The 25,617-nt window shown below is 51.8% G+C and carries 20 protein-coding genes, 2 tRNA genes and 2 rRNA genes (1 of these 24 cut by a window edge); 12 read left to right on the top strand and 12 right to left on the bottom strand.

The features are described 5' to 3' along the window. The first annotated feature begins 108 nt into the window (after positions 1-108). Both SD425_RS25740 and SD425_RS25735 read left to right on the top strand, forming a co-directional pair. On the top strand, positions 109-1,893 hold the full coding sequence (locus SD425_RS25740; RefSeq protein ID WP_324673741.1) for an ABC transporter ATP-binding protein: 1,785 nt from the start codon (positions 109-111) through the stop codon (positions 1,891-1,893). Between the two features lie 27 nt (positions 1,894-1,920). Next, on the top strand, positions 1,921-2,445 hold the full coding sequence (locus tag SD425_RS25735; RefSeq protein ID WP_324673740.1) for a hypothetical protein: 525 nt from the start codon (positions 1,921-1,923) through the stop codon (positions 2,443-2,445). A gap of 78 nt (positions 2,446-2,523) precedes the next feature. Here SD425_RS25735 and SD425_RS25730 read toward each other — a convergent pair whose 3' ends face one another. The 3 genes from SD425_RS25730 to SD425_RS25720 all read right to left on the bottom strand — a co-directional run bounded on the left by SD425_RS25730 (position 2,524) and on the right by SD425_RS25720 (position 3,661). Continuing rightward, positions 2,524-3,216, bottom strand: coding sequence for a hypothetical protein (locus SD425_RS25730; RefSeq protein WP_324673738.1), 693 nt, complete (start codon positions 3,214-3,216; stop codon positions 2,524-2,526). Positions 3,217-3,405: 189 nt separating this feature from the next. Continuing rightward, positions 3,406-3,479, bottom strand: a tRNA-Pro gene (locus SD425_RS25725). A gap of 108 nt (positions 3,480-3,587) precedes the next feature. Then, positions 3,588-3,661 (bottom strand) — tRNA-Pro (locus tag SD425_RS25720). 432 nt (positions 3,662-4,093) lie between these two features. Between SD425_RS25720 and SD425_RS25715 the strand changes: the two genes are divergently transcribed. Further along, the gene (locus SD425_RS25715; protein ID WP_324673737.1) at positions 4,094-4,510 is read left to right on the top strand and encodes a T9SS type A sorting domain-containing protein; all 417 of its coding nucleotides are present in this window, start codon (positions 4,094-4,096) and stop codon (positions 4,508-4,510) included. A gap of 87 nt (positions 4,511-4,597) precedes the next feature. Here SD425_RS25715 and SD425_RS25710 read toward each other — a convergent pair whose 3' ends face one another. Then, positions 4,598-6,385 carry an ABC transporter ATP-binding protein gene (locus SD425_RS25710; protein WP_324673736.1) on the bottom strand — a complete coding sequence of 596 codons (1,788 nt, stop codon included), beginning with the start codon at positions 6,383-6,385 and terminating at the stop codon, positions 4,598-4,600. Between the two features lie 295 nt (positions 6,386-6,680). Between SD425_RS25710 and SD425_RS25705 the strand changes: the two genes are divergently transcribed. The 8 genes from SD425_RS25705 to coaE all read left to right on the top strand — a co-directional run bounded on the left by SD425_RS25705 (position 6,681) and on the right by coaE (position 13,356). Beyond that, complete coding sequence (locus SD425_RS25705; protein ID WP_324673733.1) at positions 6,681-7,772, top strand: Glu/Leu/Phe/Val dehydrogenase dimerization domain-containing protein; 1,092 nt, start codon at positions 6,681-6,683, stop codon at positions 7,770-7,772. 102 nt (positions 7,773-7,874) lie between these two features. Continuing rightward, positions 7,875-9,074, top strand: coding sequence for a transcription antitermination factor NusB (gene nusB, locus SD425_RS25700; protein WP_324673730.1), 1,200 nt, complete (start codon positions 7,875-7,877; stop codon positions 9,072-9,074). A 165-nt stretch (positions 9,075-9,239) separates the two neighbouring features. Then, a complete protein-coding gene (locus tag SD425_RS25695; RefSeq protein ID WP_324673728.1) occupies positions 9,240-9,551 on the top strand; it encodes a YtxH domain-containing protein in 312 nt (103 codons plus the stop codon). 113 nt (positions 9,552-9,664) lie between these two features. Further along, entirely contained in the window at positions 9,665-10,666 is a 1,002-nt protein-coding gene (locus SD425_RS25690) for an isocitrate/isopropylmalate dehydrogenase family protein (protein WP_324673726.1), read from the top strand. Positions 10,667-10,862: 196 nt separating this feature from the next. Next, positions 10,863-11,378 (top strand): DUF1573 domain-containing protein, encoded by a 516-nt coding sequence (locus SD425_RS25685; RefSeq protein ID WP_324673724.1) that lies wholly within the window; start codon positions 10,863-10,865, stop codon positions 11,376-11,378. Positions 11,379-11,470: 92 nt separating this feature from the next. Then, positions 11,471-11,785, top strand: a complete 315-nt coding sequence (yajC, locus tag SD425_RS25680) for a preprotein translocase subunit YajC (RefSeq protein ID WP_324673722.1) — start codon at positions 11,471-11,473, stop codon at positions 11,783-11,785. 12 nt (positions 11,786-11,797) lie between these two features. Continuing rightward, the gene (locus SD425_RS25675) at positions 11,798-12,766 is read left to right on the top strand and encodes a hypothetical protein (RefSeq protein WP_324673720.1); all 969 of its coding nucleotides are present in this window, start codon (positions 11,798-11,800) and stop codon (positions 12,764-12,766) included. Beyond that, the gene (gene coaE / locus SD425_RS25670; protein WP_324673718.1) at positions 12,763-13,356 is read left to right on the top strand and encodes a dephospho-CoA kinase; all 594 of its coding nucleotides are present in this window, start codon (positions 12,763-12,765) and stop codon (positions 13,354-13,356) included. Before SD425_RS25675 ends, coaE begins: the two co-directional genes overlap by 4 nt. Before the next feature lie 46 nt (positions 13,357-13,402). Here coaE and SD425_RS25665 read toward each other — a convergent pair whose 3' ends face one another. The 5 genes from SD425_RS25665 to SD425_RS25645 all read right to left on the bottom strand — a co-directional run bounded on the left by SD425_RS25665 (position 13,403) and on the right by SD425_RS25645 (position 21,333). Then, the gene (locus SD425_RS25665) at positions 13,403-14,572 is read right to left on the bottom strand and encodes a hypothetical protein (RefSeq protein ID WP_324673716.1); all 1,170 of its coding nucleotides are present in this window, start codon (positions 14,570-14,572) and stop codon (positions 13,403-13,405) included. A gap of 97 nt (positions 14,573-14,669) precedes the next feature. Next, complete coding sequence (locus SD425_RS25660; protein WP_324673713.1) at positions 14,670-16,250, bottom strand: hypothetical protein; 1,581 nt, start codon at positions 16,248-16,250, stop codon at positions 14,670-14,672. A 71-nt stretch (positions 16,251-16,321) separates the two neighbouring features. Continuing rightward, complete coding sequence (locus tag SD425_RS25655) at positions 16,322-17,869, bottom strand: glycosyltransferase family 39 protein (RefSeq protein ID WP_324673711.1); 1,548 nt, start codon at positions 17,867-17,869, stop codon at positions 16,322-16,324. A gap of 132 nt (positions 17,870-18,001) precedes the next feature. Then, positions 18,002-18,391, bottom strand: coding sequence for a hypothetical protein (locus SD425_RS25650; protein WP_324673709.1), 390 nt, complete (start codon positions 18,389-18,391; stop codon positions 18,002-18,004). 1,334 nt (positions 18,392-19,725) lie between these two features. Next, positions 19,726-21,333, bottom strand: a complete 1,608-nt coding sequence (locus SD425_RS25645) for a glycosyltransferase family 39 protein (RefSeq protein ID WP_324673707.1) — start codon at positions 21,331-21,333, stop codon at positions 19,726-19,728. Positions 21,334-21,444: 111 nt separating this feature from the next. Here SD425_RS25645 and SD425_RS25640 point away from each other — a divergent pair, with 111 nt between their 5' ends. Further along, positions 21,445-22,731, top strand: a complete 1,287-nt coding sequence (locus SD425_RS25640) for a hypothetical protein (RefSeq protein WP_324673705.1) — start codon at positions 21,445-21,447, stop codon at positions 22,729-22,731. 49 nt (positions 22,732-22,780) lie between these two features. Here the strand turns inward: SD425_RS25640 and SD425_RS25635 are convergent, their stop codons facing one another. The 3 genes from SD425_RS25635 to SD425_RS25625 form a co-directional block, all read right to left on the bottom strand. Next, positions 22,781-24,211: an RtcB family protein gene (locus SD425_RS25635; RefSeq protein ID WP_324673703.1), complete on the bottom strand. Its 1,431-nt coding sequence runs from the start codon at positions 24,209-24,211 to the stop codon at positions 22,781-22,783. Positions 24,212-24,536: 325 nt separating this feature from the next. Further along, positions 24,537-24,648: ribosomal RNA gene (gene rrf, locus SD425_RS25630) — 5S ribosomal RNA — on the bottom strand. Positions 24,649-24,734: 86 nt separating this feature from the next. Then, positions 24,735-25,617, bottom strand: a 23S ribosomal RNA gene (locus SD425_RS25625) (it continues 2,025 nt past the right edge of the window).

Genomic DNA, 25,617 nt, shown 5'->3' with positions numbered 1-25,617 from the left:
TAGCGCGCTCTAGCGTCAGAACCTAGGTCTTGTTCTTGCTCGTGTCGCAACCTTGTGCTAGTTCGGTTAGTTACTCTCTATTATCCCGTCCTCTTAGTCTCTCGCCTCGTGGAGCAAGCAACCACCGCTACTAAAACCGGTAATATTTTCGACTGGCAGGTGCTGAGCCGCTTAGTTGGGTACGTGAAGCCTTACCGGGGCACTTTCTACCTCCTCATTTTTCTCACAGTGGCTGCGGCCGTGCTCGGCACCATTCGCCCGTTCCTGATCCAGCGGATGGTCGATGTAAGCATTGAGCAGGGCGATATGATTGGCTTGAACAAGATGTTTGTGCTGCTCATGGTGCTGCTGGTGGTCAATACCATCGTGAGTTACCTCCAAACCTATTATGGTGGGTGGCTAGGGCAGTACATCGTGCGCGACATTCGGGTAAACCTCTACGAGCATATCCTGAACCTACGGCTCAAGTTCTTCGACCGTACGCCCATTGGGGTGCTCGTGACCCGCAACATCTCCGACGTTGAAACGCTCTCCGATGTGTTCAGCGAAGGTCTCGCTGCCATGATCGGCGATATTCTTCAACTGGTATTCATCATGGCCTTCATGTTTTACATCGACTGGCGTCTGACCTTGGTAAGCTTGTCAGTTATTCCGCCGCTGATCTTTAGCACGTATGTGTTCAAGGAGAAGGTGAAGAAGTCGTTTCAGGAAGTTCGCACGGCCGTAGCTAGCCTCAATGCCTTCGTGCAGGAACACCTTACTGGCATGAACATCGTGCAGATCTTCAACAATGAAGCGCGCGAGCACAACAAGTTCAAGGTGATTAACGAGGAGCACACACGGGCTAACATTCGCTCGGTGCTCTACTATTCAGTGTATTATCCTGTAGCCGAAGTGCTGGGGGCCATTGGCATTGGGTTGCTGGTGTGGTACGCCGCGCAAGGACAGATTGAGGGTACGATTTCAAAAGGCGCCCTGATTGCCTTCATCATGTACAATGGCCTGTTCTTCCGGCCAATCCGTCAGATTGCTGACCGCTTCAACACGCTCCAGCTAGGTCTGGTGAGCACCGAGCGCCTGCTGCGCCTACTCGACAGCAAAGAGCTCATTGCCGACAATGGCACCTATGCCCCCGTCGATATTCGCGGCGACGTAAAATTTGACCATGTCTGGTTTGCCTATAACGATGAGGAGTACGTGCTGAAAGACATCAGCTTCGAAGCCAATGCTGGCCAAACCGTAGCCTTTGTAGGGGCGACCGGTGCGGGCAAAACCAGCATTATCAACCTGCTCAGCCGCTTCTACGAAATCAACCAAGGCACCATTACCGTCGACGGCCACGACCTGCGCGACTACGACCTGAAGGAACTGCGCCGTCACATAGGTATCGTGTTGCAGGATGTGTTCCTCTTCGCAGGCTCTATCGCCGATAATATTACCCTAGGTAACAAGGATATCACGGAGGAGCAGATCTGGGAGGCGGCCGAGTTGGTAGGGGCGAAGCGCTTTATTGAGCGGCTACCAGGCGGGCTGCACTACCAGGTAATGGAGCGCGGCGCCACACTTTCTGTGGGTCAGCGTCAGCTGATTTCCTTTGTGCGGGCAATGGTCTATCAGCCCCGCATTATTATCCTCGACGAAGCTACTTCATCGGTTGACTCCGAAACGGAAGAGCTGATCCAGGAAGCCATCGAGAAGCTGATGGAAGGCCGTACATCGCTGGTTATTGCGCACCGCCTAAGCACCATCCAGAAAGCTGACCGCATCATCGTTCTTGACCGGGGCGAAATTAAGGAAAGTGCTACCCACGACGAACTACTGCGCCTAGGTGGTTTCTACGCCCAGCTCTACCAGATGCAGTACAAAGACGTGTTCAGCACGCCGATGGAGTAGCGCACTGATCCACATTTATAGTTGAAGATGACACGTTGGCTTTTCCTGAGTATTTTGTTTCTAACGGCAGCGGGCGTAGTGGTATATGGCTACCTAGGTGGGTTTCGTAAACCCGATGTGGCGGTAATCTCCACTACTAAACCGATCTTCTTGCTCGGGCAATATTATAAAGGGTCGGTGCGCGACGAAGCGTTCGGGCCTTTATTTCGGGAAGCGCAACAGCTACGAGCCAGTGGCACCGTGCGTGGCGAGCTAGCCAACATCTACTACAACGACCCCAGCACCACCCGCGACACCGTAGAAGCCTTCATCGGCCTCATCGTTGCGGATACGACAAGCCAGAAAAAACCTGATGCCTATCGCTACCGTGCGTTTCCGGCGGGGCAGCGTGTCATTCAGGCCCGCACTACTACCAGCTACTTATTAGCCCCGAACAAGCTCTACCCAGCTATCGAGGACGTAGCTAAGCAGCAGAAGCTCAAGCTGCGGCAGGTGTATTTGGAGCAGTTCGCAGAAGAAGGACCGTCGGAAGTGATGGCAGCGATTGAGTAATAAGGGATATTCAACAAACAGAAAAGCCGCACGGATAGCTGTATCCGAGTGGCTTTTCTGTTTGTTATTAAGCGCTTGTTAGCCTTTGCCTAAGTAAAGAGAAGCACCTATTGTTAAGTACTGAAGACCGAAATTGGTTAAAATACTACTGCTAGTGTAGTTTGAGCTGCTCTGACTCATGTTACTACGATTATTACCCTTCCATTTGGAGTATGAGAAGTTACCTGCCATAAGCTCCAACCCAAACTTCTCAGTCGGGAAAAAGACAAAGCCGGGTAGAACAGTTGCATATCCTCCATTCGATTTTCCTTCCGAGGTATAATAATTGGAACTAGTGCTGACGCTACTTTGCTTTTGATGTTGATAGCCGCCAATAAGCTGACCATAAAAGCCTATTTTCTCATCTATCATCCAGTAATATCTCACGAAAGGGCCCGCCTCAATTCCCTTAACAGTAAAGGTATTAGTGTATTGAAAAGGGTTTGTGTTGGTATTATCAGTGTAAGATGATACTTGCTTGTTATAAGAGGTAGCTACTCCAAGGCCTAATACTAAATTGTTAGCGACGAAAACGCCAATCTTTGGACCAACGTTGAAGTTTTTGGCTGTGTTGGTACCAGGAGTAGCGTTTAATGGGGTTGTGTTAGTTTTGGTACTAGAGTAGTTGATGTAGCCACCTAACAGTAACTTACCTGCTTCTGTCTGAGCTTGAGCTATACTTGTTGTTGCACCCAACAATACGGCAACACACACTGATTTTTGCATCTTCATAAATGAAAAAAGATTGATAGGTTAATAGATAAGCTCACAACGGTACTATAAATAGTTTTATTAGAGTATTTAGCCATTCACATGCTATATGTTTGAGAATGATCAACAAAATTGTTGCTACAGCCGAAAAAAGAAACGCCCACTGAACCTAGGTTCAGTGGGCGTTTCTCATGTTAAATGCCAATAAAGTCGGGGTGGCAGGATTCGAACCTACGGCCTCGTCGTCCCGAACGACGCGCGCTACCGGGCTGCGCTACACCCCGAATACATTGTGTGGCCTGGGACACAACGGGCATTCAATCAAAATTCTTTCGGCCGAAAAAAGCCTCCAGACCTAGGTCCAGAGGCTTTCAGAGCCGGAAGCTCTTCCGTCGGAGTGGCAGGATTCGAACCTACGACCTCCAGCACCCCATGCTGGCGCGATACCAGGCTACGCTACACCCCGATAGAATTGAGGCACAAAGGTAAAATAAAATACGTTTTCTGTGCAATCAGAGCCGCTATAAATATTTTTTTAATGCGCATTATACTGTCATCGTGTTGATTATGAGAGAAATGTGTAAGGAGTAGGAAATAGGATTGACCTGCGGTGAAGTAGTGAAGTCTCCTGCTCAAGCTGCTACAACGAGAAAATACAGCTGTTCAACAGGCCGACGGCGTCTTTGATACTTGCTGCGTGACAAGGCGAAAAATACGGCATTCTATATGCATGATAGCTCATGATAAACATGAGCGTGGATCGAAGAGTATAGGAGCTACTTGTTGTTGGTTGTGTGCATAAGTTTAATAAACGATAAAGTACATAAAATATAAAGTTTATTCTATATTTTTGCGTATCCTATTTGCTCCATAGTTTTTACCCATTGTTAAAACACGTATGAAAACGATTATGCTGCTGGTATGTCTGGTAACATCTTGTTTGTGGGATCTACCTAGCCAGGCACAAACTAAACCTGCTACAGCGACTTCCGAACCAGTTGTTGCTGCAAACAAGCCTGCGGAAAGCTCCGCGCTTCTTACCGAAAAGATGGAAACCGCTAAGCCATCATCGGATGCTTTGAAGATTTCCCTCGATACCAATCCCATTACAAAACGATTGTCAGTGCGCACTGACTCTTCAGGACCAACGCGTGTTGAAATCAACGACTCTGAAGGTCGACCAGTAGTCACACGCGACTTGATCATTGGTAACAGAACCGCTGTTCTTGATGTAAGCCGCCTCCCAACTGGCCAGTATATTGTGCAGTGTACATCCGGCACGCGCAAAGGCGCCAAACGCTTGATGTTGGAATAGAAGGCGAGGATACCCTAGCAAGCAGAACGCCCACCAGACCTAGGTCTGGTGGGCGTTCTGCTTGCTAGCAATAACGTTAAGCTGAAACTAGGCGGCATCTTCGCTTTGCAACTGACGCTCGTACAGGGCACGGTATAAGCCGTTTTCCTGCCGCATCAGCACCTCATGCGGGCCATGCTGCACAATGACGCCATCATCAATCACTAATATCTCATCGGCAAGCTTTACCGACGATACCCGGTGCGAGATAATCAGGCTGGTACGGTTGGCCATAATACGCTGAAGGCTATTCAGAATGGCATTTTCGGTGTTCGTGTCAACAGCCGAAAGTGAATCATCTAGGATCAGGATTTTGGGCTCTTTCACTAGCGCTCGGGCAATGCTCACGCGCTGCTTCTGCCCACCGGAAAGGGTAATGCCTCGCTCTCCTAGCTTTGTATCGAAGCCCTCAGGGAAGAGAATGATATTCTCATACACATTGGCGTCTTTAGCCGCCTGTTGCATCTTCTCCTCACTTGGTTGGTCGAGACCGAAGTTGATGTTGTTACGGATGCTGTCGGAGAACAGGAATACGTCCTGTGGTACGTAGCCGATTTGCGCTCGCAATGAGTCGAGGCTGAAGTCGCGCACATCTACGCCGTCTATCCTGATATTGCCCGCCGTCACGTCGTAGAGGCGGCAGAGTAAGGCCGCAATAGTGCTCTTGCCTGAGCCGGTATTACCAATAACAGCTAGGGTTTGGCCGGGACGAATACGGAAAGACACATCTTTCAGTGCCTGAATCCCGGTGTCGGGGTACGTGAAAGAGACGTGGTCAAAAACAATGTCTCCTTTGATTTCCTGCCGGATATCTTGACGTGAAACAATGTCGGTCTTCTGATCCAGGAACTCGTTGATACGCGCTTGTGAGGCCTCTGCACGTTGTACCAAGCTGCTGGTCCAACCTAGGGCGGTGACGGGCCAGGTAAGCAGGTTCACGTAAATCAGAAACTCAGCAATACTACCCGTCGTGATGGTGCCACGGATAACTTCTTGACCGCCGATCCAAACCGTAACGATGGTGCTGATACCAACCAAAAACATAATCAGGGGGAAGAACAGCGAGTTAACGAAGTTCAGGCTCAGTGATTTTTCCTTGTAGTTGTCGCTGGCTCGCACAAAGCTCTGGTGCGAATCTTCCTCGCGCACGAAGGATTTCAAAACCCGAATGCCCGAAAACGCTTCCTGCACGAACGTGGTCATGTCGGCTAGAGAGCGTTGAATTTCGTCGGACTTACGCTCAATCAGGTTATTGACGTAGAAGATGCTCACCGACAAGATCGGCAGAGGTAGCAGCGTGTAAATTGTCAGCTTCACGTTCACCATCAGCATAAGCGGCACGATGAGCACGAACAAAATCACGAGCTGCAAGAAGTACATAATGGCCGGCCCGATGTACATCCGCACGCGGCCCACATCCTCGGAAATGCGTGACATCAAGTCGCCAGTATTATGGCGCCGATAAAAGCTGAGCGGCAAGGACTGATAGTGCTGGAAGATTTCGTTCTTCTGATCGTTCTCGATCAAGCGCGACATCACGATGAGCGTCTGACGCATGAAGAACAGGAAAACTCCCCGCAACAGTGCCATCAACACGATAAGCAAACCGTAGAGAAGCACGTTGCGGCCGAACAGCTGATAGACCCCACTTTGTGCCTGGGTGCCGGCGTAGAGGTGATACAAATCGATGCCTTCCCCCACCAAATCGAAGGCGTAGCGCACGATTTGGGCCGGGAAAATGGCTAGCAACGTTGATAAGGCCACGAATAACACTCCGCCGAGGAAGTGCCATTTGTAGCGCAGAAGATACTTATTGGTAGAGGGAAGAGCGCGCACAAGGAGAGACTTAAAGCGAGACAACAACAGGCTGGAGGTAACAGCGAGAACTAGCCCTTGGTTGGTCGTATAGGGAAGGAATCAGGAAAAATCGGGTTACTTTTGCACTCGGTTTAACGGGTTGTACACTCCTGCGAGTCGCGTATTTATGAACGATTGCCGTTCGCTACGGTTCCACCAAAGTTGCTTCAAGCTACGTACAATAGGAGTGTTGTCTGCAAAGATACAACAACCGCGTACCGTATTGCCCTCACCCATCCTCCCACCCATTTCCCACCCTTTCAACTTTCCACCCATGGTTGAAATTCAAGAAGCGACCGATACGTCGGTCTTTGGTCAAATCGCTGAGCACCAGCACGAGCAAGTGGTATTTTGCCACGACCACGAAACGGGGCTCCGTGCTATCATTGGCATTCACAACACCGTGCTAGGGCCTGCACTTGGCGGTACGCGCATGTGGCACTACGCTTCCGAAACGGAAGCCCTGCACGATGTGCTACGTCTCTCGCGTGGCATGACGTACAAGGCGGCTATTTCGGGCCTGAACCTAGGGGGCGGCAAAGCCGTCATCATCGGCGACGCACGTACCCAAAAGACGGAGGCGCTGTTGCGCAAGTTTGGTCGCTTCGTAAAGAACCTGAACGGCAAGTACATCACGGCCGAAGATGTAAACATGACCACCAAGGACATGGAATACATTCGGATGGAAACGCGCCACGTGGCTGGTCTGCCCGAAAGCAGCGGTGGCTCCGGTGACCCGTCTCCAGTCACGGCTTATGGCGTGTACATGGGCATGAAGGCGGCCGTGAAGAAAGCGTACGGCTCGGATAACCTAGCCGGCAAGCGCGTGGCATTGCAAGGCGTAGGCCACGTAGGCCTGTACCTGCTAGAACACCTCACCAAAGAAGGCGCTCAAGTGGTACTCACCGACTATTACGAAGATCGGGCGCTGGATGCGGCGAACCGCTTCGGCGCGAAAATGGTTGGCCTAGACGACATCTACGATCAAGATGTAGATATCTACTCGCCTTGTGCCCTAGGTGCTACCATCAATGATAACACGATTGGCCGTCTGAAATGCCAGGTGATTGCGGGTAGCGCGAACAACCAGCTCGAAGACGAGAACGTGCACGGCCCGGCCCTGGTGGAACGCGGCATTGTGTACGCCCCCGATTTTTTGATCAACGCTGGCGGCCTGATCAATGTATATTCCGAAGTAATTGGCTCTAACCGCCAAAGCGCCCTAACACAAACCGAAAAAATTTACGACTTCACCCGGCAAGTGCTTGATAAAGCGGAGCAGGAGGGAAGTCACCCCCAAGCAGCTGCCATCCGGCAGGCCAAGGAGCGCATTGCTTCCCTTGGTAAGGTAAAATCAACGTACTAAATGGTCGAATGGCTAAATGGTTAAATGGTTGGTCGTTCGCCAATTGTCTGGAGCAATCAACCATTTAACCATTTAATCAGGTAGCCATTCAACAATCAGAATATGCTCAACCGTCGCACGCTTCGCATTAAGGTCATGCAGTCCTTGTACGCCTACCATCAGGCTGTCGGGTCTGATTATTCGCTGGCTAATGACCGCATTGCGGAGGCTTTCGCGCCCGATCTAAATTCACCCGAACCACAAGACCGCAAGCTGCTGCAAGGGCAGCGGAAGATGGCCGAAGTTATCTTCAAGGAGTGGCACAAAACCGGCGAGGAGCCTGAGCCGCTGGACGACTCAGACGTGAACGATGCCGTGGCCGACGCCATCAAGTACTACCAGAAGCAAGTGGCGAAGGACGCAACTTTCTTCGGCGGGCAAATGGTAACGGCGGCCGAAAGTATTCATGATCAATACATTCACTTGCTTAATCTGCCCGAAGCCTTGCTTCAGGTGATTGAGGAAGAGAAGAATCGGGAGTCGCGCCGCTTCACACCCTCCAAAGAAGCGCCGCTGGATACCACGCGCCTTGAGGAGAACCTAGCTCTGCAGAAGCTCATCAGCAACAAGCAGCTGCAAGACCTCACCATCCGCCGCTCCCTGCGCTGGCATAGCGAGGAGGAGATGGATGCGCTGCGCAAAGCATGGCGCACGGAAATAAAGCCGGACCCCGAATTCCAGAGCTACCTCGCTACGCCACCTAGCTCCGACGAAGCCGCCCGCTACGCCGAGGACCAGGAAATGCTGAAGAACTTGTACAAGAACTTCATCTTCAAGGGCGAAATTCTGCCAGCGCAGCTGGAAAACGATGACCTGAACTGGGAGGAAAATCGGTCGGTGGTTAAGAACTTGGTTATCAAGACGCTGAAAATGCTCGACCAAGCGGCGGATGAGAACCTAGAGCTGATGTCATTGTCGGCTAATTGGCAAGATGATAAAGAGTTTGCCGAAAGCCTCTACAAGCAAACACTGGCCGACGACGCCAAGTACGAAAAGCTCATTGCCGAATCGGTTCAGAACTGGGACGTAGAGCGGGTAGCCCTCATCGACAAGATCATCCTGAAGATGGCGCTATGCGAGATGCACCTGTTCCGTGGTATCCCGGTGAAGGTTACCATCAACGAATACATCGAAATCAGTAAACTCTACAGCACGCCGAAGAGCAAGCAGTTCGTGAACGGTATTCTGGATAAGCTAGCGCAGGATCTGACTGCCAGCGGTGCTATTCGTAAGTCGGGTCGGGGCTTGCTGGACAATCAGTAAGCACTAGCTGAAAAGCTAGGTAGTAGCTACTACTGTCGAGCTGGGTAGTCGAGTTAATGGTTCCGCTTCATCTGCTTTCCAGATTCTACGTACGTACTTGCTACGGTACCCACTAAAATTCTCCTTCTTTGTACTCTCTTCCTTTCAATATTCACTTCTGAAAAAATGGGTAGCAAAACCACTACCGGCATTCTATGCTTTGCTGGCGGCGCTCTTACCGGAGCTGCCCTTGGCATTCTGTACGCCCCCGAAAAAGGCCGTGAAACCCGCAGCTGGCTGAGCTATCAGCTAGAGCGTTACCGCGAAGTACTGGCCGACCTTACCGAAAGCCTCGTGACTAGTCGCGTAGACGCTGGCCCTATGTCGGCCAAGTCGGAAGGTCAGAAGGTTATTCGCGAAGCCAAAGACAAAGCGGAGCAGTTGCTCGGCGACGTCGACCAACTCATCAACCAGATTAACTCCCGTCGGACGTTATAAATTTATTAAGTGACTGAGCGACGGCGCGACGAAGTGAAACCTAGGCCAACGAGCAGCCGCTCGCTACTTCACTTCCTCGCTCCGCCACTCCGTCACTTTTTTACTTGAAGCTCATGCATACTATCACGCTCATCCCTGGCGACGGCATCGGTCCCGAAATCACACAGGCGGTTAAGGATATTTTTGCCGCTGCGCAAGTGCCTGTGCAGTGGGAAGAACTGAACGCTGGTCAAACGACATTCGACCAATCGGGAGAACTGCTTCCGCAGGCGCTACTTGATTCCTTGGAGCGCAACAAAGTTGGCCTGAAAGGCCCCTTGACCACTCCCGTCGGTAAAGGCTTCCGCAGCATCAATATCACGCTGCGCCAGAAGTTTGACCTCTACCAGAACGTACGGCCGGCTATTACCACAGAGGGTATTGCCAGCCGTTATTCGGGTATCGACTTGGTGCTGTTCCGGGAGAACACCGAGGGCTTGTACTCAGGGCTTGAGGTGTATGATGAGCGTCTAGGTATTGCCGATTCTATTTCGCGCATCACGCTAGAAGGCTGCCGCAAAATCTGCCACGCAGCTTTTGCTTACGCAGCCAAGCATGGCCGCAAAAAGGTGACTTTGGCCCACAAAGCCAACATCCTAAAGCTAGCTGGCTCCATGATGATCAATGCTTGCCGGGAAGCATCGCGGGAGTTCCCGGATATTATCTTCGAAGACAAGATCATTGATAACATGTGCATGCAGCTCGTGAATAAACCCGAGCAGTTCGATGTTATCGTGACGACCAATCTGTTTGGCGACATCTTGTCTGACCTTTGCGCGGGCCTCGTTGGCGGCCTAGGTGTAGTGTCGGGCGCGAACATTGGCGACACAACCGCCATCTTCGAAGCCGTACATGGCTCGGCTCCTGATATTGCAGGCCAAGGCAAAGCTAATCCTACGGCGATGCTGCGCTCCGGCCTGATGATGCTACACCACATCGGAGAAGGCGCGTATGCTGACCGCATCGAGCAGGCGCTGAACGCTACGCTGCAGCAAAAGGATAAGTGCACCGGCGACCTAGGTGGTAAGGCAACTACCAGCGAGTTTGCCCAATATATTATTGATAATCTGGCGTAACGCTGAACCAATAGAAGCTAGCTCCCCTTCTTTTTGCAGAGACTACAATGATTTTGCCTGTGTAAGAGGGCTAGCTTTTGCTGCTGGCCTTGCTACTACAGACCTACTCATCTCCGTCTTTTCAAAAAGAAGGGGAGCTAGCTTTTTAACTGTAACTTTACTCTGTCAGTCAGTAATCTCCTGACACTCTTGCTTTATGAAACGCAATTTATTTTCTGCTTTTCTGCTCTCCAGTGCATTATTGCTAGGTGCTTGCAACCGCGACAAGCCGGCCGAAGTAGGCACGGAGGGTATGAACGCTGCCGCTACGGCTGCAGGTGATGCTACGGCTAACCCCGTTGTCGATAACCCCAACGTAGCCAGCGAAACCGAAGCGCCTAATCCAAATGCGCCGGTGATGACCTTCGCGGAAACCGAGTACAACTTCGGGGATATCAAACCCGGCGACGTGGTAAAGCACACCTTCAATTTCACCAACTCTGGTAAATCGCCTCTGCTGATCGAAAACGCTACGGCTTCTTGCGGTTGCACTACGCCTAACTGGACGAAGGACCCGATTGCTCCCGGCGCACAGGGAACAATCGAAGTGCAGTTTGACAGCCATGGTAAATCAGGCTTGCAAAACAAGCAGGTTAGCATTCGGGCTAACACCCAACCTTCTATCACCCAAATAGCTATTCGCGCCAACATCGCCGAAGCAGCAGCACGGTAGGAACGGGGCAAGTGAGTAACTGAGTACGATTATTTAACCTCTTACTCGGTTACTCACTTGTTCTTTTACTATTCAGTCACTCAACCACTCCTATGTTTCTTACTCTTCTTCTACAAGTATCGGGTGAAGGCATCACGCAACTGATCTTTCCAGTAGCCATTGCCTTGGTCGTATACTTCTTTATGATTCGGCCCCAACAGCGCCGTGCAAGTGATGCCAAAAAATTTCGGGAGTCGTTAGCTAAGGGCGCTTCTGTCGTAACTATTGGCGGGCTCCATGGCAAAGTGGTCGATTTGAGTGATGATGCTGTTATCGTCGAAGTAGACAAAGGCGTGCGTTTGAAATTCGACCGCTCGGCAATTGCCCGCGAGTTTGGTACTAAAACGCCTGCTACCGCTACTTCCTAATCTTTTGCTGGTGTGTCGCTTGTCCGTACTGTTCGTCTGCTGCGCTGGTTTACCCGCCCATTTTCGGGGCAGGAAGGCAGCTATTGGCGAGCGGTAACGGCTTGTTTTCTGGCAGCCTCTACGTTTTGGCTGCTTAATGCGCTCAATAAGACGTACACCACCCGTATTACCTATCCGGTAGTGTGGCAGTATGATACCAAGCGCTACGTGCCGCTCAGCCCGCTCCCTACCGAAGTAGCGGTGAACGTGACGGGGCGCGGATGGAAGCTCCTGCGCAAAAACCTCATGATTGATGTAAAGCCTGCCGAGGTACGTTTACGCCGCCTGCCGGCAACGCGCTTCGTTACTGGTTCTACATTACGGCCTGTCTTGCAAGCTTCTATGGAAGGTTTGCAATTCAACTACATGCTGACAGACACCCTGTGGGTGGAGTTTGACCGGCGTGTGCGCCGGGAAATTCCGCTCGCGCTCAGCCCCGCCGCCAACGGTTCGGCCCTGCCATATGCGGCACGTTTCCAGCCTGCCAGTGTCGTATTCGAAGGGCCTGCTAGCATGGTGAATCGGTTGAGCAATCCTTATCCTGTGCATCTGCCCCAAGCACCAGCGGGCAGCAGCAACGGTGACATCAGTGTACCGATTGGCGGGCCAGCGCTGGTACGCACAAATGTGGAAGCCGTGCGCGTGCGGCTGCAACCTCGCCCTCTAATCACGAAGGTAGTAGCCATAGCGCCTGCGTTACAGGGCTTTCCGGCGGACAGCCAGTTTGTACTGACGCCGCAGATGGTGCAGGTGCAAATACAGTGTTTCCCGGAAGATACGGCCCTCTTAGACGTTGGTCAATTGCATGTCTTGCTACAATATCATCCTTTCAAAGGACCTCACATGCGCTTGCAGCCCATCGTGTCGCAGGTACCCGCTTTCACACGCGGGGTAAGCTCCTTGACGCATACAGTTCGGGTCTCTAGAGTGCAACGGCCATGAGGCGCATTGGCATCACTGGCGGTATAGGCTCGGGTAAGAGCGTGGTTTGTCGGTTATTTCGCGTGCTTGGGGTGCCCGTATACGATTCCGATTTTCGGGCGAAGTGGGTAATGGCCCACGACGTAGCACTGCGCGCTGAACTGATAGCTGCCTTCGGCACTGAAACATTCGATGCCGCCGGGCAGCTTAATCGCACGTACCTAGCTCGCACCGCCTTCGCTGATCCAGCGCAGCTAGCGCGGCTCAACCGGTTGGTGCATCCACATGTAGGGCGCGACTTTGAGCAGTGGGCCGACGAGCAGCAGCAGGCTGGCCATGCGTATGTGCTGAAAGAAGCAGCACTGCTCTATGAGTCAGGCGCGTACCGTCAGCTCGACCGCATTATTACGGTGTTCGCACCGCTCGCCATCCGACAGGCACGTGTGTTACATCGTGACCCGCACCGTACCGCCGACGACATACTTGCTATCGTGGGGAAGCAGATGAGCGAGGAGGAAAAGCTGAGCCGTGCAGATTATATTATCTACAACGACGATGAGCATCTACTTATCCCCCAAGTAGTAGCGTTGCACGCCGAAGTGGTAGCGTAGAGCTACATTCTTCCAGCCTGAACACAGAGCACACTACTCTGCTAGCTTATCGAATAACGGGGCACCGCTCGAAAGGACGATTTTCATCGAATAGCTTGCGGTAGGTAACGTGGGTCTTGTAAATGCGTGCCCCGATGGAGCGAATAAGAACGAGCATTCGAGGGTTGAAGTCCCCAATCCAGTTCATCTCAATGTCGGTATAGCCGGCTCGCATGAACTCCTGCTGCGCATGAACGAGCATGGCCGATTCAACGCCTTGTCCTTGATAGTCAGGAACCACGCCGAAGATCACTCCGAACATTTTCTTTGGCTGCTGCCGCTGAAATTTCCACTGCTCCCACAAAAAGCGCAGCTTACCCAGCAAGTTGAGCCTAGGTCCCACGTGCTTGAAAATCTGATTAAGCTCGGGCAAGCTCACAAAAAAAGCCACGGGCTCGTCGTTGTGGTACGCAAACCAGAGTATTCGCGGGTCGAGCACTGGCTTCATTTGCTGTACCAGCTTGCGTGCCTTCTCCAGTGACATGGCACTCACGCCCGAGTGGTTCGCCCAGGCTAGGTTATAGACGCGGTGGAAATCATACGTCATCTGCTCGGCGCTGCGGCCAACGGAGTGCGCAAACCGATAGCTAGGATCTTGCGCAAACCGCTCGGCGGCCCGCTCAAAGCTAGGGTGCAATGGCGCCGCCACGCTCCGATGGCAGGTGTATTGTTTGAAGTACACCTGAAAGCCGTACTGCTCAAAAAGTTGCTGGTAATAAGGCGCATGATAGAACATGCCGTAGTTGGGCTCGGTGAAGCCTGCTACCAACAACCCCCAGAAACGGTCCCGCTCCCCGAAGTTGATAGGACCATCGACGGCTGCCATGCCGCGCTCCGCGAGCCAAGCGCGGCAGGCGTCAAAAAGCTGGTTGGCAGCGGCTTGGTCGTCAATACATTCGAAGAACCCCATGCCACCCACAGGCAAGCTAGGGTCCGTCTGAGGCGTAGCATGATTGATGAAGGCCGCAACCCGGCCCACAACCTCCCCTTGTTCGTCCGTGAGAACCCAGCGAATGGCTTCACCATGCGCAAAGTTCACATTCTGTTTGGGGTCGAATACGGCTTCGATTTCTCCATCAAGGGGTGAAATCCATTGTGGATGATCTTGATAGAGACGGGCAGGTAAATCGAGAAACTGACGTACACGTCGAGAATCGGTAACTTCAAGCAACGGCATTGGGCGGCGGCTAGGGGAAGAGAATAGGCGCAAAATACGGCTCTTCTAAACAAAGCACTTTAGTAAAGGATTGCCGCAAGCTGAGAATAACGTTGGATTAGGGACGAAAAATCGTCAGAACAAGCAAATCGCCCGCATAGACTTTGTGAACTGTATGACCTAGGCTACTAGCTGGCACTTGCGCAGCGTAGTGCGTGAGCAGGTAGTTAATGGGTTCTTGGTCTGGATAAACGATGCGCAGCCGTTGCCGTTGGGCCGCTGGTAGCAGCAGCGAATTGTTGTAAACCAAGTCAGCTCGGGGCGAAGAAACAACGATCTGTGGGGCCACATCATGCGCCAAAATCCATTCCAATCCTGCCCGGTACGAGAGGCCCCAATAGTCACGGTCGAACCAGGCTTCTGCTACAGAGGCAGGTAAAAAGCTGAAATACACTTGCTGTTGTGGATGCATTCGTACCATACGCACAGCGGTGTGTACCACTTCTAGGGCCGCTACCAAGCCAACTAGTAGAACTACTGTGCGCCAAGCCGGACTGCGCAGCCCTAGGTCGCGGAGCGCCCGAATACCATGCACCGCCAATAGAAGAAGTGCTGGGTAGATAAAATAAAGATGGCGCCAGCCGTTGTAGACAGCAGAATGCAGCGTGATAATGAGCGCCAAGGGAGCCAGCAGCCAGCCGATCAGCAGTAAGTCAAAGGAGTTACTTTTCCGGCGAAAAAAAGCTAGGCCACACGAGAACAACCCAATAATGCCTGCCACGGTGTAAGGTACGGGCGTGGTAATGACAATCCAGACGGGGATGTAATGCCAGGGTACTTCGTAGCCCCGCAGATAGTGACCGAAGTAGAAGTTATATCCCAGCCAGGGGAAGCGGCTCATGCGGGTGAGTGCGGCAGCAAAGTTGCCGACTGGGTCTTCCCACAAGTATGGCCAGCCAATGACCACAAAAAGCAGCGTGAAAGCGATGTAAAGCAACGTAGCGCGAGCATAAGCAGGCCTTCGGTACGTTGCAATTCTGGGCTGCACAAGACTAAGCCCAAGAAAGCCAATCGTCAATCCGACTGTTAATAGACCCACGATACGCACGTCAATCGCAACGGCTGAAGCCAAGCTATGCAGCAAAATGCGCCCGAAGCTAGGTCGGTGCAGCAAACGCACAAGTGTGTACATCGCCATGGTGAAAGCCGCCATGAACACAATGTCCATTCCGTTGTAGAAAGCCTCGGCAAAGAAGCGCGGCGACAGCACCAGCATAAAGGGAGCGAGCAACCCCCAGCGCCAACTCTGAAAACGGAGCTGCCCTAGCTGGAATAATGCCCACGTGCCACTTGCAAATGTCAGAAAGACAAGCAAATGGCGCATAAAATAATAGCCACGCGAATCGTGGTGCGTGAGCAACAGGCTTAGCATGGCCACTGGTGCTTCGAAGATCACGCCGTGGTCGTTATCGACGTAGCCTTTCAGATCGGGGATGGTAGCGTAGGACGCTTGCCTTCGGGCTAGCTCGGGTGCCAGGCGCTGCCCAATGTACTTCACGTTTACCATCCCATTCAGATGATGCACTACCTCATCCGTTGAAACGCCATAATCCCGGTAAACGAGCACACCAACTAGCAGGAGGGCTCCGAAGAACAGGCCTACCAACCACGAAGAGGAACGAGTAAAATTGGTACGCACTAGAATAGGCGGAATAGATAAAGGCTAGGTATAGGTACTGTAAAGGTGTCAACCTAGCTTGTGGCGGCAAATTAGCGCCTCTTGAAAACGGATAAAATTTTGATACCGTCAGCTGTAATCGAATACACTTCTTGGCCCACACTATCTCGGTATGTTTGCGGATGCCAGCGGTAATTAGTCATAAAATACTGGTACTGATCATCCTGCCGCGGCATATGAAGAATACGTTGGCGCTGCTCCGGGCTCATCATGAGTGTATTATTGTCGATAAGCTCGGGATTAGGAGCACTGACTGAAATATGGGGAGCCGCTTCTTGGGTCAGAATCCACTCTAAGCCCTGACGGTAAGCAAGGCCCCAATAGTCACGCTCAAAGTATTGCTCAGCCACGCGGGCAGGCAAAAAGCTAAAGTACACTTGCTGGTACGGGTGCATCAGGATCATCCGTACCACGGTATGCCCTACTTCCAACGTAGCTAACACGGCCGCGGCCACAATCACGCGGCGCCAAGTGCGCTGGCGTCGGCTAGCCCGGTACAGGGCTTGTACGCCTCGCAAACCAAACAAGAGCAGTGCGGGGTATACAAAGTACAAATGGCGCCAACCGTCATAGAGCACGGATTTCAGCACGATAACCAGTAAAATAGGCCCCAGCAACCACCCCGCAAACAGCAAATCGAGGCGGTTCTGTCGCGTCGCTAAGCCGGCAATACCTGCGCGGAGCAGGGTTCGTGTCCACGCAACAAGGCCTACTAGGCAAGCAGCAGTGTAGGGCACAGGCGTCGTAATCAGAATCCAAACCAACGAATAATGCCACGGGAGTTGGTCGCTGGGCACGAACTCGCCCAAGTAGAAGTTGCTCATGAGCCACGGATAGCGGCTCAGGCGCTGAAAAGCATCCAGAAAGTTGGATAGCGGAGCAGCCCACAGATAAGGCCAGCCACTAACGGTGCACATCGCTGCCATTGCCAGATAAAGCACACCTATGCTAAGCCATCGACGCCTCTGTACCTCAGTTCGCGGTCGAAATACGGCCTCGAGCACGAGCATGCCAAGCGTGAGCGCAACAAGTATCAACCCTAGGATGCGCACATCGATAGCTAGGCCGGTAAGCAATCCGAGCAATAACGCGCGCGTTACGGTAGGGCGGAGCAGGAGCAGGGTAAGGACGTAGATAGCTGCCGTAAAAAGCGCTAGGAAAACAATGTCTTTGCCGTTGTAAAAGCTTTCCGCAAAAAAGCGTGGCGATATAACCAGGGCAGTGGCACCTAGCAGACCCAAGCGCCAATCCTGAAACTGGGCACGGCCGAGGCGGTATAAGGCCCAGGTGCCAAGCACAGAGAGACTAAAAATCAATAAATGCCGCGTGAGCAAATAAGCGCGTGGACTATCAGAGGTTAGTAGCCGGCTGATAATCGGGACGGTAATTTCGAAGGCCGGTCCATGGTCCCGATCCGGAAAAGTCGCCAAGTCGGGTGCTTCATGACCTGTCTGAACGGCTGCTGGATGCAGGTGTTTTGCTATGTATTTTATGCTAACAACACCGTAATAGTGCTCCACTTGCTCATCCCACGACACGCCATAGTCACGAAATAATGCTAGCCCCAAGAATATCAACAAGCCAAAAAAACCAAGAACAATAAGAGAACGGTTGCGAGAAACAGGGCTTAGCACAGAGCGACGTTATAAACTACCAAGTAGCAGCAGATGATGATAGTACAAATAGGTTAAAGTGCCAACGGCTAATTATAGCTATTTGGTCTGCTGATAGTAGTGCGTGTTTTGGCAATTGAATATCGATAATACTTTCAGTTGCCCAGCCCGGATGGTGTGCACTTCCGGACCTAGGCTGTCGAGGTAGGATTGTGGATGCCAGCGGTACGCCGTGAGGAAATAGTGGCAACCCGGCGCCGTTCGTGGCACGTAGCGCAAGCGTGCCCGTTGGGCAGGGGAGAGGATTAGGGAATTGTTGTAGAGCGGAGTAGGCCAAACCACGCTGACATTTACCTGTTGAGCCGTATCATGAGCTAAAATCCACTCTAGGCCCTGCCGGTACGAAAGCCCCCAATAGTCACGCTCAAAGAGGCGCTCCGCTGTTCGAGCTGGTAAAAAGCTGAAGTACACTTGCTGATTCGGATGCATTTGCACCATCCGGATAGCTGTACGACCTGTTTCTACTAGTGCGCAAACTAGGAGCAAGGCTACAAAATAACGCGTAGGCGACTTACTTAGCCCAACACGAAAAAGGACTTGAAAGCCACAAGTCGCCATCAATAACAAGGCTGGATAGAGATAGTATAAATGGCGCCAGCCTTCGTAAATAGCGACATGGAGTAGGATAACAGTTCCAATAGGCACAAATAGCCAAAGGGTTATGAGTAGGTCTAAATGAAAATGCCACGGGCGCTGCTTGGTGCGCCATATAGTACGAAGCGCCGCACAAGAACCTACTATGGCACCCACTACATACGGCAAAGGGGTTGTAATGAGAATCCAGATGGGAACGTAGTGCCAAGGCAACTGCTTGACAGATAAGAATTCACCCCAGTACAGGTTTGAAAATGGCCAAGGATAATGGCTGCTCCGAGGTATAGCATTTAGGAGCTCATCTAACGGGGTAGCCCATAAGTAAGGCCAGCCAAGAAAAACGAAGACGCTAGTAGCCATTAAGTAACTTATGGTCAAGCGCAAGACAAGCAATTTGGATAGTTTTTGACGCGTACTGATAAGAAGTACCATCAACACAGTAAACAAGACTATTTGAATTCCTTGCACGCGAATATCAACAACAGCTGCTGTGGCTAATCCATGAAGTACAGCGCTTGGTAGAGTAAGACGATGTGCAAACCGAAGTAGGGCATACATAGACACCGTGAATAAGGCCATGTACACAATGTCTTTGCCGTTGTAAAAGGCTTCAGCAAAAAACCGGGGCGATAGTACAAGCATAGCTGCTGTAAGCAGTGCCCAGCGCCAATCTTGAAAACGTATCTGCCCTATCCGGTATAATGCCCATACACCGAAGGCGAAAGTGAGAAATACACACAGATGCCGCAGATGATATATTTCCTGTGAGTCTCCATTCGTTAGACAATAGCCTAGCAAGGCTACCACCATCTCAAATAGTGCTCCATGGTCACTGTCTGGAAACTGTCGTAGCTCTGGTACCCAAGGGTGAGCCAGTGCTTGGCGTTTGGCAAACTCGGGTGCTACTACTTGAGCCAAGTACTTAAGGCCAACCAACCCATTCAAATGGTTGTTTTCCTCATCCCACGACATACCATAGTCGCGGTGTAGCAGTATGCCTATAAGTACAAGCAATACGAAGAATAGCCGAACACCCCAACGACCTCTAGGGCGAATTGTGGTAAGCTGAGCAAACACTGAGAAATTGAGCATGCTAGGTGTGTTCAAGAAATGCTTCTACATCTCTTGCACTGTGTGAAGGAAGAATGCCTTTTAACTAAAGCTAACCTTCACGGGCGCTTGAATACAGAGAGTATTTTATTGCCACTTACCCGAATACGATATACTTCGCGGCCGTAGCTTGTTGGATAGGGGAGAGGGTGCCAGCGGTATACAGTCAAGAAATAATGTGCCTGTATCGGCGAGGTCATTATAACCCTGGCGCGTTCGGCAGGGGGAAGAAGTAAGCGGCTGTTGTGCAGCATAATCGTTGCACGAGGATCGGTGCTCACGGTGACCTGTGGGTTAGGATCGTGCGCCAGAATCCAACGCATGCCCTGCCAACCTGATAAGCCCCAGTAATCACGTTCAAATAACCGTTCAGCAACCGCGCCAGGTAGACAGCTGAAGTAGACGTTCTGGTACGGATGATCACGCACCATGCGCACAATTGTATGCACTACGCCAAGCAGTAATAAGGTAGCTAGGCCTGCTTTCCACCAACGCAGGGGCATTGTAAACAACTGTTTGCGATTAGGCCATATAGCTCTGATCCCGCGCAGTGCAAACAAGAGAAAAGCCGGATAAATGAAATACAAGTGACGCCAGCCGTCGTAGATAACTGACTGAAACCAAATAATAGCCAGCAACGGGCCGCCAAACCACGCTCCAAAAAGCAAATCCTGGCGATTGGTTGTTTGGCGTAGCCATTGCCAGGGCCGTTGCAAGGCCGCACGCAGCACTGCTCCCATGCCTACAAAAGCTAGCAACGAGTAGGAGAGGGGAGTTGTGATAAGTAACCAAACGGGTACGTAGTGCCAGGGTAGCTCACGCGCTAAGATTTCTTTTCCCAGGTACACGAGCAGCAAATCAGAGGGATGGTAGCGGCTGAAGCTTCGAAAAGCGGCAACAAAGTGATCTACTGGGTGCTCCCACAAGTAAGGCCACCCAATAACTACTACAATGGGCACCACCAGCAAGTAAATACCTAGCCCCGTCGCAAACTGGCCTCGTCTTGCGGGACGAACACCCAGCTCTAGGGCACCGAACACCAATGTAAATGCAGGTAACAGCACCGCCATTGTGCGCACGTCAATTGCAGCCCCTGTGGCAAGGGCGTGTAATAGTGCTCGTTGCCAAGTCGGGCGCCGCAGAAATAGCACTAGAGCATAAATGCCAATAGTGAAAAAGGTGACAAATACTAGGTCCTTATAGTTGTAGAATGCCTCGGCAAAGAAGCGCGGCGATAAGACAAGGGCTGTGGCGCCCAGCAAGCCCATACGCCAACTGCCGAAGCGTTGCCTAGCTAAGCGGTAGAAGGCGTACACGCCCACCACGAAGCTGAAGAAAATCATCAAATGGCGGAAAAAGTAAATGTCGCGCGAATCATTAACGCGTGCCACGCGCTCCAACACCACCAGCGGCAGTTGAAAAAGTACGCCATGATCAGCATCCTGATTCTCGCTCATCTCTGGTATGTTAGCAAAGTTCTCCTCGTGCCGAGCTAGGTCAGGAACTACGTGCAATGCTACATATTTGGCATTGATGATGCCGTTAAGCCGGTCAAGTTGCTCATCCCACGGCACGCCATAGTCGCGGTGTAGCAGCACGCCTAGCAGCGTAAGTATTCCAAAGAATGCGCCTACTACCCAGCGGCGCCATTGAGACCTAGGTATCATTCGACAAGTATCCTGCAACAATCGCCATTTACCAAAACTCCCGATGAAAGCTATAACCATCTGCTCTACCTTAGCAGTGCTACTTTCGCTCGAAAACACTATTTCAGCTACGTGATTAAATCAATTCCTCGCTTTGTGTGGCCAGTGGCATTAGTGCTGGTCGTCCTCAAGCTCGTGCTGCTCATTCATCTGAATCCTGGGCTGGAATGGAATTACGATGAGCGTCGGAACGGCCGCATTGCCGACAACTACCTTGCAGGCCGTGGCTATGTACAGTATGATGCCACCTGGCAGCAGTTCCGCCCCGATGCTTTTCACGCGAGCTTTCCCGTATTCGTCTACATTGCTTGGCAAAAGGCCGGATTGCCCAAGCACCGCTTCACCCTGCTTGTTTTTGCGCTTACGCTAGCTACTTACATGCTAGGCATCCTATATGTGCAGCGTACCCTAGCCTATTACGGCGTCGGGCCAATAGGTTCGTGGGGCGGAGCCGGTTTATGGGCCGTATATCCGTCAGTAGTATACTACATAGGTGCCTACTTCTGGTATGAAAACCTTACGGTACCGCTGCTTATCTTGGTAGTGTACAAGCTGCTGCGTCTCTATAGCGGTCGTCCTCTACGCCTAGTAGATGCCTTGATAATAGTCGGATCAGTAACAATCTCGTGTTTACTCCGTGGCTATTTGCTGGCTATATATGGGCTGCTATTCGCCGCGTGGCTGTTCTTGAGCTTGCAAGTAAAAGCTAGGTCGTACCGCGCTGTCTGGCAGTTAAGCCTGCTGACCTTGGTGTTGGTAAGTGTGTCGCATTGGCCCATTTTGCAGAAGAATCACCAGCTCTTTGGTGCCTACGTGCTTAGCAACCAAGCTGGATTTGAATTGCTACAAGGCCACAACTCTGTTACCGAAGGCCGCTTTATGTACGACTGGGATGAACCAAAAGCACCGCTAAGTCAATTTGTGCACGCTCACCAGCCAAATATTGACAGTCTCGATCAGTACCAAGAGGGCAAGGCACGAGCTCGTTTAGCTGGGTATTGGATACGCACACATCTAGGGGATGAGGTGCAGCTCTGGTTTCGAAAGACGGCGCTCTTTTTTTCTCCCGAAAACTTCATTTCTGACGCAGGACCTACCGCTTACCATCCCGTCACAGCTGTCGTGCACCTAGCTTTCTTATTAGCAATTGTATTGACTAGCGTGCACTACAGTGGATTGCGCTTCTACCGTCAAGATCTACTACTACTGTTGCCATTAGTAGTGGTCTGGCTGCTGAGTTTGGTCTTTTTCGTGGGTTTCCGCTGGCGCTATTTTGCTGAACCGGCTATGGTGATGTTTCCTATCATTATTTGGCATCGACTCCAACTTAGCAGCAGGAGTAGGCGCAAGGATGCGTAACAACCTCTTTACTGGCACCTTCAGACAATGAACGTAGGTATAATAGAGACTATTCGCCCCCGTATTTGCTTTTGCCCGCCCCACCCGCGTCCATCCGCACAATACGCGGAGTGAACGAACCAAGCACATCCACCAAATCACGCTGGTGCGCCATTACTTGGTGAATGTCTTTGTAAGCCATAGGTGCTTCATCTAGCCCACCCCCAATCAGCTCTACTCCCTGGTCGCGTAAGTAGCGGCGTAACTCGCCTTCTGTTGTGCTTTGCTTGGCTTGCGTACGTGACATTCTTCTGCCTGCGCCGTGTGAAGCCGACTGAATAGAGCCCTGCTCGCCACGACCGCGAACAATGAAGCCAGGCGCAGTCATCGAACCTGGAATGATACCTAGCACGCCCTTTCCAGCTGGCGTAGCACCCTTCCGATGGACTATGGCTTCTCGTCCGTCCGCTAGTGTTTCTCGCCAAGCAAAATTGTGATGGTTTTCCACCTTCACAAGCGGCTTCTCACCAAGCACATTGCTTAGTCGCCGATGAATATCGTGGTGGCAAGCCGAAGCATAATCGCCTGCTAAGTTCATCGCCCGCCAGTACTCTTGACCTTCTTGTGTATCTAAACCCAACCAAGCTAGGTAGCGTGCTTCCTGTGGAAGTGGACACTTGCTTATGGCAACTTTGGTATAATGCTGCGCAATGGCTGCGCCGAGCCCACGCGAACCACTATGCGAGAGCAGTCCTAGGTATTGGCCGACGGGTAAATCCAGGTCGTTTTTTTCGGTAGTAATGTCAACTACTCCCCATTCTACGAAGTGGTTGCCTGAACCCGATGAACCAAGTTGATTGATAGCCGCCTCTCGCTTGCTCCGCACCACTCCAATCTCCTTGAACTCCGGTCGTGTCAAGATCGGATCATCTACTGGGTTCTTGAATGTCTCTTTACTCCCGAAGCGCGTGTGATTATGTAAGAGTTTCTTTAGCTCTTGTGTGTGCTGCTCCAAGTAGTTACGTGGCAGGTCGAAGACAGATAAAGCCATCCGACAGCCTATATCCATACCTACCCCATAGGGGATTACAGCATTATCAACGGCCAAGACACCTCCGATGGGCAAGCCGTAGCCTTGATGTGCATCGGGCATAAGCGCACCATCTAACGTGACTGGCAGCTGCATCGCTGTGTCCATTTGCTTACGAGCTCCATCCTCAATAAAAGCGTCCCCATAGCGACGATAATCCTTGACTTCAGGATTCAAACTAACGTTTCGGCTAGGATCAGGCACAAACTCCTGCGCTAAGTCACGCCACAATGAGTCACGTAAATAGGAGTAAGGGGCTTCTTTGATCTTTTGGAGTAAAGCTAGTGCGCTGCCTTTATCTAGCTTTTTCAACTGCCGATCTTCTAGAATATACAAGGCTAAGTTGGTAGCCTTGCCTTCAGGGTACCCTATTTTGCGCAAATCATTGCCGCGCAGCTTGTTTGTCGCCATAGTAGAAGAGGTAAGTAATTCCTACTAAGTGTAGCGACAGATTGACAAGCTAGGTTATCGTTGAGTTTGATAAGTCTAGTTTAGCAAAATAGCTAACTGGCTTACTTAAAGTGGCTTTGCTTCACCCTTTACAATATAAAAAGCTGTTCTCGATGTAGCATCGGGAACAGCTTCCTGAATCGTTCAATACTCAAGTATGGCTCCGCGTTACAACTCGTGGATCTGGGAGCCAAGGCTGAGGCTAGGCTATAAAACGCGTGTGCCGCGGGTGCTTCGCGCAGGCAGGCAGCGAAGCACCCGCGGCACACGCGGGGCAAAAAGCAAAGGTTGGCGGCGACCGACTCTCCCACCGGTGAAGGCAGTACCATAGGCGCACCGGGGCTTAACGACTCTGTTCGGAATGGGAAGAGGTGAACACCCGGGCTAAAGCCACCATTGCTGGCGGGGACTACTCGTGTTCCGAGCAGCTCCTAAAACCATTGACATGCGGCAACGAGCCGGAAAAAGAAAAGTACCAGGTGTGGTCTAGAAGCGTTCGGGTGCTTAGTACTACTCGGCTGTGCTATTTCTAGCTCTACACCTGTAGCCTATCAACGTCATCGTCTCTGACGGCCCTTATATTGGGAGATCTCATCTTCAGGTGAGTTTCGCACTTAGATGCTTTCAGCGCTTATCTCATCCCAGCGTCGCTACCCGGCGCTGCAGCTGGCGCCACAACCGGTGCACGAGCGGCTGGTCCATCCCGGTCCTCTCGTACTAAGGACAGGTCCTGTCAAATCTCCAACGCCCACCACAGATAGGGACCGAACTGTCTCACGACGTTCTGAACCCAGCTCGCGTGCCACTTTAATCGGCGAACAGCCGAACCCTTGGGACCTTCTCCAGCCCCAGGACGTGACGAGCCGACATCGAGGTGCCAAACCTCCCCGTCGATATGAGCTCTTGGGGGAGATCAGCCTGTTATCCCCGGCGTACCTTTTATCCTTTGAGCGATGGCCCTTCCATGCGGAACCACCGGATCACTATATCCGTCTTTCGACCCTGCTCGGCTTGTAGGCCTCACAGTCAAGCCCGCTTCTGCTATTGCGCTCTACGTACGGTTACCAAGCGTACTGAGCGGACCTTTGAAAGCCTCCGATACTCTTTTGGAGGCGACCACCCCAGTCAAACTACCCACCAGCCACTGTTTCCGTTTCCAGATTAGGCACCGGCTAACACAAGGGTGGTATTTCAACGTTGACTCCCCGAAAGCTGGCGCCTCCGGTTCACAGTCTCCCACCTATCCTACACATGTGTTAGCCAGCGTCAATGGCAAGCTATAGTAAAGGTGCACGGGGTCTTTCCGTCCCGTGGCGGGTACTCGGCATCTTCACCGAGACTACAATTTCACCGAGCTCACGGCTGAG

It is taken from the genome of Hymenobacter sp. GOD-10R (genome assembly GCF_035609205.1).
Classification (GTDB): domain Bacteria; phylum Bacteroidota; class Bacteroidia; order Cytophagales; family Hymenobacteraceae; genus Hymenobacter.
This window is presented reverse-complemented; position numbering and strand designations above follow the sequence as displayed.

Excerpts from the sequence above, each read along its gene's own strand:
- SD425_RS25735 (WP_324673740.1), top strand. The coding sequence starts at position 1,921 with ATGACACGTTGGCTTTTCCTGAGTATTTTGTTTCTAACGGCAGCGGGC.
- SD425_RS25730 (WP_324673738.1), bottom strand. The coding sequence starts at position 3,216 with ATGAAGATGCAAAAATCAGTGTGTGTTGCCGTATTGTTGGGTGCAACA.
- SD425_RS25715 (WP_324673737.1), top strand. The coding sequence starts at position 4,094 with ATGAAAACGATTATGCTGCTGGTATGTCTGGTAACATCTTGTTTGTGG.
- SD425_RS25705 (WP_324673733.1), top strand. The coding sequence starts at position 6,681 with ATGGTTGAAATTCAAGAAGCGACCGATACGTCGGTCTTTGGTCAAATC.
- nusB (WP_324673730.1), top strand. The coding sequence starts at position 7,875 with ATGCTCAACCGTCGCACGCTTCGCATTAAGGTCATGCAGTCCTTGTAC.
- SD425_RS25695 (WP_324673728.1), top strand. The coding sequence starts at position 9,240 with ATGGGTAGCAAAACCACTACCGGCATTCTATGCTTTGCTGGCGGCGCT.
- SD425_RS25690 (WP_324673726.1), top strand. The coding sequence starts at position 9,665 with ATGCATACTATCACGCTCATCCCTGGCGACGGCATCGGTCCCGAAATC.
- SD425_RS25685 (WP_324673724.1), top strand. The coding sequence starts at position 10,863 with ATGAAACGCAATTTATTTTCTGCTTTTCTGCTCTCCAGTGCATTATTG.
- yajC (WP_324673722.1), top strand. The coding sequence starts at position 11,471 with ATGTTTCTTACTCTTCTTCTACAAGTATCGGGTGAAGGCATCACGCAA.
- coaE (WP_324673718.1), top strand. The coding sequence starts at position 12,763 with ATGAGGCGCATTGGCATCACTGGCGGTATAGGCTCGGGTAAGAGCGTG.
- SD425_RS25665 (WP_324673716.1), bottom strand. The coding sequence starts at position 14,572 with ATGCCGTTGCTTGAAGTTACCGATTCTCGACGTGTACGTCAGTTTCTC.
- SD425_RS25650 (WP_324673709.1), bottom strand. The coding sequence starts at position 18,391 with ATGCATCCGAATCAGCAAGTGTACTTCAGCTTTTTACCAGCTCGAACA.
- SD425_RS25645 (WP_324673707.1), bottom strand. The coding sequence starts at position 21,333 with ATGATACCTAGGTCTCAATGGCGCCGCTGGGTAGTAGGCGCATTCTTT.
- SD425_RS25635 (WP_324673703.1), bottom strand. The coding sequence starts at position 24,211 with ATGGCGACAAACAAGCTGCGCGGCAATGATTTGCGCAAAATAGGGTAC.